Consider the following 16304-nt stretch of genomic DNA (forward strand, 5'->3'; position numbering starts at 1 on the left):
GACAGAGGCAGCGGCAGACATGGCGACTCCCCCTTCGATCCGGGTGGTTCTCGTGGAGGATCACGCCATGGTCGCCGAGGCCATCGGGCTGGCGCTGGCGCGGGTGCCCGACATCGAGGTGGTGGCCCAGACCGGCAGCGTCGCCGGGGCGGTGGCCGAGACCGGCAGGTGCCAGCCGGACGTTGTCGTGCTCGACCGGCGCCTGCCCGACGGCGACGGGATCGCGGCCATCGGGCGGCTGGTGGCGGCGGCGCCCAAGGCGCGGGTGCTGGTGCTGACCGGCGAGGCGACCGTCTCCGTGGCGGCCCGCGCGGTGGCGGCCGGGGGCGCCGGGCTGGTGGTGAAGTCGTCCCGGCTGGGGGAGCTGGAATCGGCGGTGCGCGAGGTGGCGGCCGGCGGGGTGGTGTTCGCGCCCGGGCTGCTGCCCGGGGTGCTCGACCGGCTGACCGGGCGCGCGGGGCTCCTGGGGTCCGCGCTGACGGCTCGCGAGCGGGAGACGCTGCTGCTCCTGGCCGACGGCATGGGCGCGCGCGAGATCGGCGAACGGCTCGGCGTGGCCCGCAACACGGCGCGCAACCACGTGCAGCACGTGCTGGAGAAGCTGGGCGCCAGGACCAAGCTGGAGGCGGTCGCGCTGGCCCGCAGGGAAGGGCTGCTCGATTGACGCAGGTGCACCATCTCGCGTCCCACAGGTGTACCAGGCGGCCTGGCGCGGATGCGTCTCGTGATCGGATAATGGCTACCCGAAAGTAGAGGGGTGGTCAGCGAGAAGGCCGGTCAGTACCAGGTGGACACGCCCCTGCCGAAGGAGATGGACAGCATCACGGCGGCGCGCCGGATCGTCCGTCGAGCCCTGGCGGAGTGCGGCTACCAGGGCTACCACGAGGACGTCCTCCTCGTGGTGTCCGAGCTGGTGACCAACGCGCTCGTGCACGGCGACGGCCCGCCGTCCCTGAGGATGCGGGGCAGCGCGGCGCAGGTGCGGGTCGAGGTGGGCGACGCCGGGGAGCGGCTGCCCGAGCCCCGCGAACCCGGCCCGTCCAACGGCTGGGGCCTGCACGTCGTCCGGCTCCTGTCCACCGGCTGGGGGACCACGCCCGTCGACGGGGAGAAGGGCGGAAAGGTGGTGTGGTGCGAGCTGGCGCCCCGCCTCGCCCCGCTCCAGGCCCGCGCTTACGACTCCTGAACCTGCCGGGAGGGTTTGGGTCATAGGGCCACGTCGTGAAAAGCTGCGGTATGGCCGTGGATAATCCTCCACAAGCGGATATGGAGTTGCTCGTCCAGAGCATCCGCGATTACGCCATCTTCATGCTCGATCCCCGCGGCAGGATCGTGAGCTGGAACGCCGGGGCCGAGCGCATCAAGGGCTACACGGCCGAGGAGATCATCGGCACCCACTTCTCCGTCTTCTACCCGCCCGAGGACGTCGCGGCCGGCAAGCCGTTCGCGGGGCTGGAGGCGGCCGCCACCGACGGCCGCTGGGAGGAGGAGGGGTGGCGGGTCCGCAAGGACGGCACCAGGTTCTGGGCCAGCGTGGTCGTCACCGCCCTGCGCGACGGGCGCGGCGAGCTGCGCGGGTTCGGCAAGGTGACGCGCGACCTGACCGAGCGGCGCAGCATGGCCAGGGCGCTGGACGAGCGCGGCCTGCTGCTCGGCCACCTGGTCCAGGCCCAGGAGCGGGAGCGCCGCCGCATCGCCTCCGACGTGCACGACGACACCATCCAGTCCATGGTCGCCGTCGGGATGCGGCTGCGGGCGATGGAGGAGGGCCTGCCCGAGGAGCACGCGGCCGGCGTGCGCGCGCTCGGCGACGCCGTCGAGGCCGCCGTGGGGCGCCTGCGCGACCTGGCCTTCCGGTTACGCCTGCCCGGCGAGGGGCTGGCGGAGGGGCTCGCCTCGTACCTGGAGCGGGAGATGGCGGGGGTGGCGTACGAGCTGGTGAACCGCCTGGACGGCGAGCCGCCCGCCGAGGCCGCGATCACCGTCTTCCGCATCTGCCAGGAGGCCCTCACGAACGTCCGCAAGCACGCCGGGGCCGCCGCCGTCGCCGTGGAGCTGGCCTCGCTCGACAAGGGCGTCCACGTCCGCGTGCGCGACGACGGGGTCGGGATCACCCGCCGGGACGGCCAGGACGGCCACTTCGGGCTGATCGAGATGCGCGAGCGGGCCGAGACGGCCGGCGGCTGGTGGAGCATCCGCGGCGCGCCCGGCGCGGGCACGACGGTGGACTTCTGGGTGCCGGCCGTCGCGCGCCGCCCGTCATGATCCCGGCGCGATCAGCGCGAGGGTCTGGCGGGCGATCTCCCATTCCTCGTCCGTCGGGATGACGAGCACGGCCACCTCGGCGCCCGGCGGCGAGACCGCCCGCTCCCGCGCCGACCCGGCCTGGTTGAGCACGGGGTCCACGGTGACGCCGAGCCGGTCGAGCCCGGCCAGGGACTCGGCGCGGGTGGCCGCGTCGTGCTCCCCGACCCCGCCGGTGAACACGATCGCGTCCAGCCGCCCGAGCAGCGCGTAGTAGGCGCCGACGTACTTGCGGATGCGCCGCGTGTAGACCGCCAGGGCCAGCCGGGCCTCGGCGTCGTCGCGGGCGCGCACCTCGCGCATGTCGCCCGTCCCGGCCAGCGCCAGCAGGCCGCCGTGGCGGTCGAGCCCGCTCTCCACCTGCCGCGCGTCCATCCCGTTCACGCGTGCCAGGTAGCCGGCGAGCGCGGGGTCGACGTCGCCCGAGCGGGTGCCCATGACCAGTCCCTCCAGGGGCGTCAGGCCCATGGAGGTGTCGACGCTGCGCCCGCCGGAGATCGCGGTCGCGCTGGCCCCGTTGCCCAGGTGCAGCACGATGAGGTCGAGGGTGGCCGGATCGCGGCCGAGGAAGGCGGCGGCGCGGCGGGAGACGTACGCGCAGGAGGTGCCGTGGAAGCCGAAGCGCCGCACGCCGAGCCGCTCGCGCCAGTCGCGCGGGACCGCGTACGTGTACGCCTCGGGCGGCAGCGCCAGCTGGAACGCGGTGTCGAACACCGCCACCTGCGGCACCCCGGGGAAGGCGCCGCGCGCCACCCGGATCCCGGCGAGGTTGACCGGATTGTGCAGGGGCGCGAGCGGCGCCAGCTCCTCGATCGCCCCGATCACGCCGTCGTCGACGAGCACCGCCTCGGTGAACCGGGTCCCGCCGTGCACGACGCGGTGCCCGACCGCGACCGGGTCCAGCTCCGGCCCCGCCGCCTCGAACGCCTTCATGACCGCGGCCAGCCCCGCTTCGTGCCCGGGGAACGGCTCCTCCGACACGTAAGGAGGCCGGTCCCCGGCGTGGTGCGTCAGCCGCCCGCGCTCCTCGCCGATGCGCTCCACCAGCCCCCTGGCCGGGCGCTCGCGGGTGCGGACGTCGACGAGCTCGTACTTGATGGACGACGAGCCCGTGTTCAGTACGAGGATGCGCCCGGCCACGTCCACGACCTGATCTCGGGGGTGTCCTCGCCGGTCTCGCGCGTGTGGGCGCGGGCCCGCAGCCGCTCGTCGCTCATGCGCTGGCGCAGGTGCGCCGCCGTGGTGCCGAGCCCGGGCACCCGGTCGATGACGTCCATGACCAGGTGGAAGCGGTCGATGTCGTTCATCATGGCCATGTCGAACGGCGTCGTCGTGGTGCCCTCCTCCTTGTAGCCGCGCACGTGGATGTTGGCGTGGCCGTGGCGGCGGTAGGTGAGCTGGTGGATCAGCGACGGGTAGCCGTGGAAGTCGAACACGACCGGCCTGTCCGCGGTGAAGAGGGCGTCGAACTCGGCGTCCGACATGCCGTGCGGGTGCTCCGTGGGCGGCTGGAGGCGCATGAGGTCGACCACGTTGACGACCCGTACCTTCAGCTCGGGCAGGTGCTCGCGCAGGATCGCGGCGGCGGCGAGCGTCTCCTGGGTGGGCACGTCGCCCGCGCAGGCCAGCACCACGTCCGGCTCGGCGCCCTCGTCGGTGGAGGCCCACGGCAGGATGCCCAGGCCGCGCGTGTTGTGCGCGACGGCCTCCTCCATCGTGAACAGGTCCAGCACCGGCTGCTTGCCCGCCACGATCACGTTGACGTAGTCGCGCGAGCGCAGGCAGTGGTCGGCGACCGACAGCAGCGTGTTGGCGTCCGGCGGCAGGTAGACCCGCACCACGGACGCCTTCTTGTTGATCACCACGTCGAGGAAGCCGGGGTCCTGGTGGCTGAAGCCGTTGTGGTCCTGGCGCCACACGTGCGAGGACAGCAGGTAGTTGAGCGAGGCGACGGGTCGCCGCCAGGGGATCTTCCGCGATGACTCCAGCCATTTCGCGTGCTGGTTGAACATGGCGTCCACGATGTGGATGAACGCCTCGTAGCAGTTGAACAGCCCGTGCCTGCCGGTCAGCAGGTAGCCCTCCAGCCAGCCCTGGCACAGGTGCTCGCTCAGCACCTCCATCACCCGGCCGCCGGGGGCCAGGTGCTCGTCCGTCGGCAGCACCTCGGCGTTCCACGCCCGGTCGGTGGCCTCGAACACCGCCGACAGCCGGTTCGACGCGGTCTCGTCCGGCCCCATCAGCCGGAACGTCCGCGGGTTGGCGATGATCACGTCACGCAGGAACCCGCCCAGCACCCGCGTCGGCTCGCTCGACTGCCCGGCGGGCGCCTTGACCTCGACCGCGAGCCGGCGGAAGTCCGGCAGCCGCAGCGGCTCCAGCAGCTCTCCGCCGTTGGCGTGCGGGTTGGCGCTCATCCGGCGCGTGCCGCGCGGCACGGTCTCCAGGACCTCCCGCACGGGCCCGCCGCCGGCGTCGAACAGCTCCTCCGGCCGGTACGAGCGCATCCACTGCTCGAGCATGCCCAGGTGGGCGGCGTTCTCGCGGACGTTGGCCAGCGGCACCTGGTGCGCCCGCCAGGTGCCCTCGACCTGCTTGCCGTCCACCTCGCGCGGCCCCGTCCAGCCCTTCGGCGTCCGCAGGACGATCATCGGCAGCCGGTCGGCCCTGCCCTGCTTGTACGCGGCCATCTGGTCGAAGGCGGTGTCCAGGGCGCGCGCCATCTCCTCGTGGTCCGGCCCCACCACGTGGGGGCGGTAGCCGTAGCCCTCCATGAGCTTGAGCAGCTCGGGTTCGGGGATGCGGGCGAGCACGGTGGGGTTGGCGATCTTGTAGCCGTTCAGGTGCAGGATGGGCAGCACGATGCCGTCGCGGTCGCGGTCCGCGAACTTGTTGGAGTGCCAGCTCGCCGCGAGCGGGCCCGTCTCGGCCTCGCCGTCGCCGATGACGCAGGCCACGACCAGGTCCGGGTTGTCGAAGGCGGCCCCGTACGCGTGCGCCAGCGAATAGCCCAGCTCCCCGCCCTCGTGGATCGACCCCGGCGTCTCGGGCGCCACGTGGCTCGGGATCCCGCCGGGGAAGGAGAACTGGCGGAACAGCCGCCGCATGCCCTCCGCGTCCTGCGAGACGTCCGGATAGCGCTCCGAGTAGGTCCCCTCCAGCCACGCGTGCGCCACCGCGGCGGGGCCGCCGTGCCCGGGACCGGCGATGTAGATCATGTCCTGGTCCCGCTCCCTGATCACCCGGTTGAGGTGGGCGAAGCAGAAGGTCAGCCCCGGCGTGGTGCCCCAGTGGCCGAGCAGGCGCGGCTTGATGTGCTCGGGCCGCAGCGGCTCGCTCAGCAGCGGATTGTCCAGCAGGTAGATCTGCCCGACGGACAGGTAGTTCGCCGCCCGCCAGTACGCGTCGATATGGTCCATACTCTGCTGCTTCCTCCACAGAACATGCTGAATCCACCAAACGCCGGATAAGGTGCCGAATATGGCATTCAGGAGTTCGCGCTGGTACTCGGGGAACGACCGCAACTCCTACATCCATCGGGCATGGATGCGGCGTGGCCTGCCCCGCGAGGCGTTCGAGGGCGGCAAGCCGCACATCGCGATCGCCAACACCGCCTCCGACCTCACCCCCTGCAACTCCCACCTGGACGAGGTCGCCGAGAGCGTCGCCAACGGCGTCTGGGAGGCCGGCGGCGTGCCGCTCAACCTGCCGGTCGTCTCCCTCGGCGAGACGAACGTCCGCCCCACCGCCATGCTCTGGCGCAACCTGGCCGCCATGGCCACCGAGGAGATGCTGCGCGCCAACCCCATCGACGGCGTGGTGCTGCTCGGCGGGTGCGACAAGACCATCCCGTCGCTGCTCATGGCCGCCTCCTCCGTGGACCTGCCCGCCGTCGTGATGCCCGGCGGCCCCATGCTGACGGGGCACTTCCGCGGCGCGCCGCTCGGCTGCGGCACCGACGTGTGGCGCCTCAGCGAGGAGGTACGCGCGGGCACGCTGTCGCGCGAGGCGTTCCTGCGGTCCGAGTCGTCCATGATCCGCAGCCGCGGCCACTGCAACACGATGGGCACCGCCTCCACCATGGCCTGCATGGCCGAGGCCCTCGGCATGACGATCCCCGGCACCGCGGGCACCCCCGCTCCCGACAGCCGCCTGCTCGAACGCTCCCACGAGACCGGCCGCCTGGCCGTGGACCTCGTCCTTCAGGGCCGCCGCCCCAGCCAGGTCATGACCAGGGCCGCGTTCCTCAACGCCATCGTGACCCTGGCCGCCGTCGGCGGCTCCACCAACGCCGTCGTCCACCTGCTGGCCGTGGCGGGCCGGCTCGGCGTGGACCTCACCCTGGACGACTTCGACCGCACCGGCGCCGGGGTGCCGCTGCTCGTGGACCTCCAGCCCGCCGGACGCCACCTGATGGACGACCTGTTCCGGGCGGGCGGCCTCACGGCCGTGCTGAAGGAGGTCGAGGACCTGCTCGACCCGGCGGCGATCACCGTCACGGGCCGCCCGCTCGTCGAGCACCTCGCCGAGGCCGAGATCTGGGACGAGAGCGTCATCAGGCGCCGCTCCGACCCGCTGCTGCCCGACGCCGGCATCGCCGTCCTGCGCGGCAACCTCGCCCCCGGCGGCGCGGTGATCAAGCCCGCCGCCGCCTCGCCCGAGCTGCTGCGCCACCGCGGCCGGGCCGTCGTCTTCGACAGCATCGAGGACGTGTACGCCCGCCTCGACTCGCCCGACCTCGACATCGACGAGACCTCGGTGCTCGTGCTGCGCGGCTGCGGCCCCAAGGGCTACCCCGGCATGCCCGAGGTGGGCAACCTGCCGCTGCCCGCCAAGCTGCTGGAGAAGGGCGTGCGCGACATGGTGCGCATCAGCGACGCCCGCATGAGCGGCACCGCGTACGGCACGGTCGTCCTGCACACCGCGCCCGAGGCGGCGGCCGGCGGCCCGCTGGCGAAGGTGCGCACCGGCGACCCGATCGTGCTCGACGTGGCCGCCCGGCGGCTCGACGTGGACCTCCCCGACGCCGAGCTGGCCGCCAGGGAGCCCGTGAAGATCGGGTACGCCCGGCCCTTACGCGGCTGGGAACGCCTCTACGTCGAGCACGTCACCCAGGCCGACCGCGGCGCCGACCTCGACTTCCTCATCGGCTCCAGCGGCGACCACGTGGGCCGCGAATCCCACTGAGCCCAAAAACTCCGCTCCGCCGTGCGCGGAATGAGGCCCCGTGGGTAAGCGGTTCCAGTGGGAGATCTGCGAAGCTGGCTGACGCCACGGTCTTAACGGAGCACGACAAAGGTGCGGCGGTGAGCCGAGCAGGTTTCCCGTTGGCAGGGACAATGGTGATCCGGTTTGGCGACACGAGGAGGAAGCGTGAACGGCGACATCACCCAGAGCCAGGAGTGGGCGGCTCTCGGCAAGCACCATGAGGAGCTGGCGGGCAGGCGGCTGCGGGAGCTGTTCGCGGAGGACCCGGGCCGTGCCGGGCGCATGACCGTGACCGCCGGCGACCTCTTCCTCGACTACGCCAAGCAGCGCGTCACCGGTGAGACGATCGACCTGCTGGTGGCCCTGGCCGAGCGGGCGGGGCTGCGCGAGCGGATCACCGCGATGTTCGGCGGCGAGCACATCAACGTCAGCGAGGACCGCGCCGTCCTGCACGTCGCCCTCCGCCTGCCGCGCGCCGCCGAGCTGGTCGTGGACGGGCAGGACGTGGTCGCCGACGTGCACGCCGTGCTCGGGAAGATGAGCGCCTTCGCCGACCGGGTCAGGTCCAAGGAGTGGAAGGGCGCCACCGGCAAGCCCATCGAGACCGTGGTCAACATCGGCATCGGCGGCTCCGACCTCGGCCCCGCCATGGCCTACGAGGCGCTGCGCGACTACGCCGATGCGGGCGTGGCGGCCAGGTTCGTCTCCAACATCGACCCGGCCGACATCACCGGCAACCTCGCCGGCCTCGACCCCGCGACCACGCTGTTCGTGGTCAGCTCCAAGACGTTCACCACGCTCGAGACGCTCACCAACGCCCGCGTCGCCCGCGGTTGGCTGGTCGAGGCGCTGGGCGAGGACGCGGTGTCCAAGCACTTCGTGGCCGTCTCCACCAACTCCGCCAAGGTCGCCGAGTTCGGCATCGACACCGACAACATGTTCGGCTTCTGGGACTGGGTCGGCGGCCGCTACTCCTACGACGGCGCCATCGGCCTCTCCCTGATGATCACGATCGGCCCCGAGCGGTTCCGCGAGATGCTGGCCGGCTTCCACCTCATCGACGAGCACTTCCGCAGCGCCCCGTTCGAGGCCAACATGCCGGTGCTGATGGGCCTGCTCGGGATCTGGTATACCGACTTCTTCGGCGCCGAGACCCGCGCCGTGCTGCCCTACAGCCAGCGGCTGCACCGCTTCCCCGCCTACCTGCAGCAGCTCACGATGGAGTCCAACGGCAAGTCCGTACGCGCCGACGGCACGCCCGTCCCGGCCGCCACCGGCGAGATCTTCTGGGGCGAGCCGGGCACCAACGGGCAGCACGCCTTCTACCAGCTCCTCCACCAGGGCACCCGGCTGGTGCCCGCCGACTTCATCGGCTTCGCCGAGCCGTTCGAGGACCGCGAGGGCATGCACGACCAGCTCACCGCCAACCTCCTCGCCCAGACCTCGGCGCTGGCGTTCGGCAAGACGGCCGAGGAGATCGCCGCCGAGGGCACGCCGCCCGAGATCGTGCCGCACAAGGTGATGCCCGGCAACCGGCCCACCTCCACGATCCTCGCGCCCAAGCTGACCCCCTCGACGCTGGGCCAGCTCGTCGCGCTCTACGAGCACATCGTGTTCGTCGAGGGCACGATCTGGGGGGTCGACTCCTTCGACCAGTGGGGCGTCGAGCTGGGCAAGAAGATGGCGCTCGACCTGGCGCCCGCGCTCACCTCCGAGGACCCGCCCACCGGGCTCCCCGACGCCTCCACCGAACAGCTCGTCCGGAGATACCGCGAGCTGCGCGGAAGGCGTGTCTGACATGCGCCACGCGACCGAGCACAGGAGGGGCGCGGAGCGGGCGGGGGCGCTGGTGCTGTTCGGCGTCACCGGCGACCTCGCGCGCAAGATGATCCTGCCCGCCCTCTACCGCCTGACCGCCGACAGCCGGCTCGACCTGCCCGTCATCTGCGTGGCCAAGACCGACCTCGGCCTCGACGGGCTGCGCGAGCACGTCCGCCAGGCCGTCGGCGGCGTGCGTGACGCGGCCTTCGACAAGCTCGCCGGAAACCTGCGGCTGGTCGCGGGCGACTACCGCGACCCCGAGACGTTCGCCAGGCTCCGCGAGGAGGCGGCGGGCAAGGGCTTCCTCGTCCACTACCTCGCGGTGCCGCCGTCGCTGTTCGCCACGGTCGCCGAGGGCCTGGCCGGGGCCGGGCTTAACCACGACGCCAGGCTCGTCGTGGAGAAGCCGTTCGGCCACGACCTCGCCTCGGCCCGCGAGCTCAACGAGGAGCTGCTCAAGCACTTCGACGAGGACCACGTGCGGCGGGTCGACCACTTCCTGGCCAAGGAGCCGGTCGAGGACCTCATGGTGTTCCGGTTCGCCAACACGCTGCTGGAGCCCATCTGGAACCGCAGCCACATCCGCAGCGTCCAGATCACCATGGCCGAGGACTTCGACGTGCGCGACCGCGGCGCCTTCTACGACGCCAACGGCACGATCCGCGACGTGGTGCAGAATCACCTGCTCCAGCTGCTGGCCATCCTCGCCATGGACCCGCCGCCGTCCACCGACGCCCGCGCCCAGCTCGACGAGAAGTGGCGGGTGCTGCGCGCCGTGCAGGCCATCGACCCCGCCGACGTCGTACGCGGCCAATACTCCGGCTACCTCGACACCCACGGCGTCCGGCCCGATTCCACCACCGAGACGTTCGTCGCCCTGCGCGCCTACATCGACAACTGGCGCTGGGCCGGGGTGCCGTGGTGCATCCGCTCCGGCAAGGGGCTGCCGACCACCGACCTGGAGATCGTCGCCGAGCTGCGCAAGCCGCCGGTGACGATGTTCCACGGCGGCGACGCGCCCCCCGCCCCCAACCTCATCAGGTTCCGGCTGCAGCCGGACGCGGGGGTCACCTTCGACCTGCTGGCCAAGGAGCCGGGCAAGCAGCACACCAGGCCGGTGCCGGTCAGCGTCGACTTCACCAAGGTGCTCGGGCCGATGGAGGCCGCCTACGAGCGCGTCCTGGCCGACGCCGTCAGCGGCGACCCGCGGCGGTTCGCCAGGTTCGACCTGGTGGAGGAGTCATGGCGGATCGTCCGGCGGGTGCTCGACCTGCCGGAGCGGCCGCTGCCGTACGAGCGGGGCTCCTGGGGGCCCGAGGCGGCCGCGAAGATCGCGCCGGGCGGCTGGCACGAGATCTCGACGACGTTCGACTGACGCGGGAGCGACGCCGGTGGCGAGAGGGGCGAGCTGTGGTTGACCATGGTGGGATGGACATCATGAAGGTGGTCGAGCAGGCGAAGGACGCCGCGACCGTCAAGCGCGTCTTCGGTGAGCCCGTCCAGCAGGGCGACGTCGTCGTCATCCCGGTCGCCCGGGTCGTCCAAGGGGGCGGCGGCGGGGACGGCCGGGGCAAGGGGGAGAGCGGCGAGGGCGGGGGCAGCGGCGGCGGCTTCGGCTTCAGCGCCACGCCTGCGGGCGTCTACGTGCTGAAGGACGGTGAGGTCAGCTGGCGGCCCGCCGTCGACGTCAACCGCATCGTGCTCGGCGGCCAGATCGTGCTGATCGTGGCGGCGCTGACCGTCCGCTCCATCCTCAAGAAGCGGCGGCGCGGGCGCTGACGTGCTGATCGACCTGCTCGACGCTGAGCTGCCCGCCCGGGACTTCCTGGTCCCGGGCTCCAACCTGCCGGTGCGCCAGGCCCGGCTGGACGGCATGTCCTCGCTCGTCCGCTTCCCGCCCGGCTGGGCCCGGCCCCAGCGCGGCCACTATCTGGCGGGGGAGGAGTTCGTGCTGCTGGAGGGCGAGCTGTCCGTCTCCGGCATCACGTACGCGGCCGGGCAGCACGGCTGGCTGCCCGCCGGGACGCTGCGCCACTCCGGCGCGGCCCCCGGCGGCGCGCTGGCGTTCACGGCCTTCGCCGGTGAGGACACCTGGGTGCCCAGCGATCTGGACGAGCCGGACGGCCCGAGCCTGCGCACGCCCCTGGAGAGCGTCGTCATCCCCGGGGGCGGCCTGCGGCTCACCCCGCACTCCGTCCTCCTGGACACGCCCGTCGCCCTCGGCGGCCCCGCCGAGATGATCACCGTGCCGACCTGGACGTGGGAGCGGTCGGCCCTGATCCCCGAGGGGCGGGTCCTCGTAAGGTGGGCGCCATGACCGCTGTGGCATGAGGTGATCAGGCGGCGCTCGGTGCCCGGTGGTCCGGGAGGACCCGGTCAGGCGGGCGTTCGGCGGTCAGGCGGTGCTCGGCGTCCGGTGGTCCGGGAGGATCGGTTCGGCGGGAGCCGGCGTCCGGTGGTTCGGGAGGGCCGAGCCGGCGGCCAGGACGGCGAGGCTGGCGAGGGTGATCGCGGCGCCGACCCAGAGCGGTGAGACGAACCCGAAGCCGGACCCCAGGGCCAGCCCGCTCAGCCAGGCGCCCAGCGCGTTGCCGACGTTGAAGGCCGCGATGTTGGCGCCGGAGGCCATCGTGGGCGCGTCCTGGGCGTACCGCATGATCCGCAGTTGCAGCCCGGGCGCGGTGGCCAGCCCGACCGCGCCCATCAGCAGCAGCGAGACGATCGTCATGACCTTGCTCTGCGCGGTCAGCGCGAACACCGCGAGCACCGCGGTGAGCAGCGCCAGGATCGCAGCCAGCGACGTGTTCAGCGCCCGGTCGGCGAACTTGCCGCCGAGGAAGTTGCCCGCGAACGTGCCGGCCCCGAACAGCACCAGCAGCCAGGGCACCGTGGCGCCGGCGAACCCGCTGACCTCGGTGAGCGTGAACGCGATGTAGGTGAACGCGCCGAACATGCCGCCGAAGGCGAGCACGGTGACCGCGGCGGAGACCCAGACCTGCGGCCGGCGGAACGCGCCCAGCTCGGCGCGCAGGCTCGTCCCGGCCGGCGCTGGCGTCGGCGGCACCAGCAGCCGGATCCCGGCCAGCGCGACCACGCCGATGACCGTGATCGCCCAGAACGTCGAGCGCCACCCGAGCTGCTGGCCGAGCAGCGTGCCCAGCGGGACCCCGAGCACGTTGGCCGCGGTCAGCCCGCCGAACATCAGCGCGATGGCGCCGGCCCGCCGGTTCGGCGCGACCATGTCGGCGGCGACCACCGAGCCGACGCCGAAGAACGCGCCGTGGCACAGCGCCGCCACGACCCGGCCCGCCATCAGCACCGGGTAGACCGGCGCGATCGCGGAGATCAGGTTGCCCGCGACGAACAGCACCATCAGCGCCAGCAGCACCTTCTTGCGGTCGAACCGGGCGATGGCCGCGGTGAGCCCGATGGCGCCGACCGCCACGCTCAGCGCGTAACCCGAGACCAGATATCCGGCGACCGGCTCGCTGACGCCGAAGTCCGCCGCGACCTCGGGCAGCAGACCGATGATCCCGAACTCGGTGAGCCCGATGCCGAAGCCCCCGAGTGCCAGGGCGAGAAGCCCGACAGGCATGTCAATCCTCCATTGCAGTGCGTCCGCCTTTATGCGGCGTCTGCAATTATTGCCAGCGCTGCCTGACCTTCACCAGTGGCCGGTGAGTCACTATGCGAAAGAATCAGGCCATCCTCAGGACTTCGTCGCGCCGGCCGTGAGGCCGGTGATGAGGTGGCGCTGGACGAGGAGGAAGACGGCGCCGGCCGGGATGGCGATGAGCACGGCCGAGGCGGTCATCAGCCCCCAGTCGGACCAGTGCTGGCCGACGAACTGCTGCAACCCGACCCCCAGGGTGCGCTTGTCCTCCTGGGACATGAACACGGTGGCGTAGCCGACCTCACCCCACGCGGTCATGAAGCAGTAGAACGCGGTCACCGCGATCCCCGGCCGCGCCAGCGGCAGCACCACCCGCCAGAACGTGCCGAACGGGGTCAGCCCGTCCACCATCGCCGCCTGGTCGATCTCCACCGGCACGGTGTCGAAGTAGCTCTTCATCATCCAGGCGCAGAACGGCACCGAGATCGTCATGTACGCGATCACCAGCCCGGGGATCTGGTTGAGCAGCCCGAGCCCGGCCATCAGGTTGTAGAGCGGCACGATGAGGATGGCGACCGGGAACATCTGGGTGATCAGCAGCAGCCACATGACCGAGCGGTGCCCGGGGAAGCGGAACCGGCTGACGGCGTACCCGGTGGTCGCCGCCAGGAACACCCCGGCCAGCATGGTCAGACCGGCGGTGAGCACGCTGTTGAGCAGCCACCGCGGGAACTCGGTCGCGGTCAGCACGCGGACGTAGTTGTCGAGCGAGGAGTGGTCGAAGAGCCGCAGCTCCGCCGACAGCCAGCTGTCGCGCGGCTTGAGCGAGGTCAGCACCAGCCACACGACCGGGAACAGCGAGACGGCCACGGCGAGCAGCAGGCCCGCGTGCAGGCCGATCGAGGCCAGCGGGCCGCGCTCGCGGCGCCCCCGACCGCGCCCTCGACCGTGCCCGCGCGTCGTCGTGCTCACCAGGGATCTCCTTGACTACGCAACGTGCGGCGGTAGCCGACCGCCAGCACCACCAGCATGAGGAGGATGATCACGCCCCAGGCGGCCGAGCCCGCGTAGTCGCGCACGCCGGTGAAGGCCTCGCGGAAGGCGTAGGTGACCAGGATCTCGGTCTCGCTGCCGGGGCCGCCCCGCGTCACCAGGAAGATGATCGGGAACATGTTGAACGTCCAGATCGTGCCGAGCAGGATCACCGTGGACGACACCTGGCGCAGCCCGGGGAGCGTGATCGCCCGGAACCGCTGCCACGCGTTCGCCCCGTCCACCTCGGCCGCCTCGTACAGCTCGGCCGGGATCGACTGCAGGCCGCCGAGCATGGCGACCATCATGAACGGCACCCCGATCCACACGTTCACCGCGATCACCGCGATCTTGGCCGTGGTCGGGTCGTCCAGCCAGCCCACCGCGGCCAGCCCGGCCACCTTGAGCAAGCCGTTGATCACGCCGTAGTCGCTGTTGTACAGGTAGCGCCAGACGAAGGCGGCCACGAAGGCGGGCACCGCCCAGGGCAGGATCAGCAGCACGCGGTAGACGGAGCGGAAGCGCAGCCGGCGGTTGAGCATCACGGCCAGGCCGAGGCCGATGCCGTAGTGCAGGCCCACGCAGACCACCGTCCACACGACGGTCCAGGCGAGCTTGTCCCAGAACAGGCCGGAGGTCAGGATCCGGAGGTAGTTGTCCAGGCCGACGAACTCATAGGTGGCCGGGATGACGTTCACCCCGATGGTCCGGCCGATGTTCGCCTCGGTGGCGTCCGTCAGCGACAGGTACACCCCGCGCGCCAGCGGCCAGCCGATCAGCACCGCCATCACGACCACCACCGGCGCGATCATCGCCCACGCGTACCAGTGGGCCGACAGCGCGCGCCGTAACCGCCCTGGCCTGTCGTGACGGCCGCGAGCCCCCTCGCCCGCGGCCGCCACCCGTCCGGTCGAGACCGCCACCGGTCAGCTCCAGTCCTTCATGATCCCGCGGTACTGCTCGTCGACCTTCTTGAGCAGGTCCGCGGGCGCGGACTTGCCGCCGACGAGCGCCTGGTAGCCCTCCAGCAGCGGCTGGAACAGCTGTCCGCCCTCGGGGATCCAGGGCCGCGGCACGGCGGTGTCCATGATCGGCTTGAAGACCACGACGTCGGAGTTGCCCTGGACGTCGGGGTTGGCATAGGCGGAGGTGCGGGTCGGCAGCAGGCTGATCTCCTTGGCGATCTTCGCCTGGGCCTCCACCGTGGTCATGAAGCGGACGAACTCATAGGCGGCCGGGATGTTCTTCGAGCCCGCGTAGATCGCCAGGTTCCACCCGCCCGTCGGTGCCCCGGCCTTGACCGAGCCGGCCGGGACCGGCGCGATGCCCAGGTTCGTCTTGTCCTTGAACTCCTTGCCCTGGTAGATCTCCGACAGCGACCACGGCCCGTTGTAGATCATCGCCGCCTTGCCCTCCTTGAGGGCGGTCATCGCGTTGGCGTAGCTCTCCGTGGTGGCGGGTTTGGGCGCGGCGCCCGAGCTGATCAGGTCGGCCACGGTCTGGATCGCCCGCACGTTCGCCGGCGAGTTCACCACGATCTTCTTGTTGGCCACGTCGAGGAGGTCGCCGCCCTCACCGTAGATGAACGGCAGCAGGAAGTAGGAGTCGACGTTGAGTGCCAGCCCCTCGGCGCCGGTCTTGGCCTTGACGTCGAGCGCGGTCTGCTTCAGCTCGGCGATCGTCTTCGGCGCCTCCTCGTGCCCGGCCTCCTTCAGCAGCCGCTTGTTGTAGAGCAGCGCGAGGGTGTCGGTGACCTGCGGCACGGCGTAGGTCTTGCCGTTGTACTTGGTGCTGCTCAGCGGCCCCGGCAGGAAGTCGGCCTCGTTGTCCACCGCCCGCGTACCGTCCAGCGGCTGCAGGTAGCCCAGCGACGCGAACTGCGAGGTCCAGGCCACCTCCGAGCGGATCACGTCCGGCGCCCCCGCCCCCGCCTGCGCGGCGGTCTGGAACTGCCCCTGCGCCTGGTCGGAGGGCACGTTCACGTACTTGACCTTGACCTGCGGATATTTCGCCTCGAACGCCATGATCAACGCCTGGAACGTCGGCCCCTCGCTGTCCGGCCGCGTCGTGTCCCACCACGTGATCTCGCCGCTGACCTTCGAGGGATCGGAGACGGTCGCGGTCGGGGGTGCCGCGGTCCCACCGCCGCAGGCGGAGACCGCCAAGGCGAGTGCCGCAACGACCGCTGCGGCGGGTAAGAGTCGTCGCATGTCCTTCTCCTCATCTTTCCGAGGGGGAACACGCCGGACGTTACGCCGAGGTGACGCTCCTTGAAAGATGGGTACGTAAGGTTTTGCAAGTTGTTACCTTGATCCACGGATCTGGC

The 16304-nt window shown here is 71.6% G+C and carries 14 protein-coding genes; 8 read left to right on the forward strand and 6 right to left on the reverse strand.

The window, feature by feature from the left end; translation table 11 throughout:
• Positions 1-19 precede the first annotated feature (19 nt).
• The 3 genes from AB0L65_RS25695 to AB0L65_RS25705 all read left to right on the forward strand — a co-directional run bounded on the left by AB0L65_RS25695 (position 20) and on the right by AB0L65_RS25705 (position 2265).
• Entirely contained in the window at positions 20-664 is a 645-nt protein-coding gene (locus AB0L65_RS25695; RefSeq protein ID WP_364249565.1) for a response regulator transcription factor, read from the forward strand.
• 93 nt (positions 665-757) lie between these two features.
• Positions 758-1186: an ATP-binding protein gene (locus tag AB0L65_RS25700; protein ID WP_364249568.1), complete on the forward strand. Its 429-nt coding sequence runs from the start codon at positions 758-760 to the stop codon at positions 1184-1186.
• 80 nt (positions 1187-1266) lie between these two features.
• Positions 1267-2265, forward strand: a complete 999-nt coding sequence (locus AB0L65_RS25705; protein WP_364249571.1) for a PAS domain S-box protein — start codon at positions 1267-1269, stop codon at positions 2263-2265.
• On the opposite strand, the gene AB0L65_RS25710 is transcribed toward AB0L65_RS25705, so the two are convergent.
• Positions 2260-3444: an acetate kinase gene (locus AB0L65_RS25710; protein ID WP_364249574.1), complete on the reverse strand. Its 1185-nt coding sequence runs from the start codon at positions 3442-3444 to the stop codon at positions 2260-2262. The genes AB0L65_RS25705 and AB0L65_RS25710 overlap by 6 nt on opposite strands.
• Positions 3420-5723, reverse strand: a complete 2304-nt coding sequence (locus tag AB0L65_RS25715) for a phosphoketolase family protein (protein WP_364249576.1) — start codon at positions 5721-5723, stop codon at positions 3420-3422. The genes AB0L65_RS25710 and AB0L65_RS25715 overlap by 25 nt, the downstream gene beginning before the upstream one ends.
• A 61-nt stretch (positions 5724-5784) precedes the next feature.
• Here AB0L65_RS25715 and AB0L65_RS25720 point away from each other — a divergent pair, with 61 nt between their 5' ends.
• From AB0L65_RS25720 to AB0L65_RS25740, 5 genes are all read left to right on the forward strand, one after another.
• A complete protein-coding gene (locus AB0L65_RS25720; protein ID WP_364249578.1) occupies positions 5785-7491 on the forward strand; it encodes an IlvD/Edd family dehydratase in 1707 nt (568 codons plus the stop codon).
• Between the two features lie 186 nt (positions 7492-7677).
• Positions 7678-9309, forward strand: coding sequence for a glucose-6-phosphate isomerase (pgi, locus tag AB0L65_RS25725; protein WP_364249580.1), 1632 nt, complete (start codon positions 7678-7680; stop codon positions 9307-9309).
• A gap of 1 nt (position 9310) precedes the next feature.
• Complete coding sequence (gene zwf, locus AB0L65_RS25730) at positions 9311-10708, forward strand: glucose-6-phosphate dehydrogenase (RefSeq protein WP_364249582.1); 1398 nt, start codon at positions 9311-9313, stop codon at positions 10706-10708.
• Positions 10709-10761: 53 nt separating this feature from the next.
• Positions 10762-11112 (forward strand): spore germination protein GerW family protein, encoded by a 351-nt coding sequence (locus AB0L65_RS25735; protein ID WP_350727886.1) that lies wholly within the window; start codon positions 10762-10764, stop codon positions 11110-11112.
• 1 nt (position 11113) lies between these two features.
• Positions 11114-11650 (forward strand): hypothetical protein, encoded by a 537-nt coding sequence (locus AB0L65_RS25740; RefSeq protein ID WP_364249585.1) that lies wholly within the window; start codon positions 11114-11116, stop codon positions 11648-11650.
• A gap of 78 nt (positions 11651-11728) precedes the next feature.
• Here the strand turns inward: AB0L65_RS25740 and AB0L65_RS25745 are convergent, their stop codons facing one another.
• The 4 genes from AB0L65_RS25745 to AB0L65_RS25760 form a co-directional block, all read right to left on the reverse strand.
• Complete coding sequence (locus AB0L65_RS25745) at positions 11729-12928, reverse strand: MFS transporter (protein ID WP_364249588.1); 1200 nt, start codon at positions 12926-12928, stop codon at positions 11729-11731.
• A gap of 114 nt (positions 12929-13042) precedes the next feature.
• Positions 13043-13918 (reverse strand): carbohydrate ABC transporter permease, encoded by an 876-nt coding sequence (locus AB0L65_RS25750; RefSeq protein WP_364249591.1) that lies wholly within the window; start codon positions 13916-13918, stop codon positions 13043-13045.
• Complete coding sequence (locus tag AB0L65_RS25755) at positions 13915-14901, reverse strand: sugar ABC transporter permease (RefSeq protein ID WP_364249594.1); 987 nt, start codon at positions 14899-14901, stop codon at positions 13915-13917. Before AB0L65_RS25755 ends, AB0L65_RS25750 begins: the two co-directional genes overlap by 4 nt.
• 3 nt (positions 14902-14904) lie before the next feature.
• Positions 14905-16188, reverse strand: coding sequence for an extracellular solute-binding protein (locus AB0L65_RS25760; RefSeq protein ID WP_364249597.1), 1284 nt, complete (start codon positions 16186-16188; stop codon positions 14905-14907).
• Between the last annotated feature and the right edge of the window lie 116 nt (positions 16189-16304).

Source organism: Nonomuraea sp. NPDC052116 (assembly GCF_040680035.1).
Lineage (GTDB): Bacteria > Actinomycetota > Actinomycetes > Streptosporangiales > Streptosporangiaceae > Nonomuraea > Nonomuraea angiospora_A.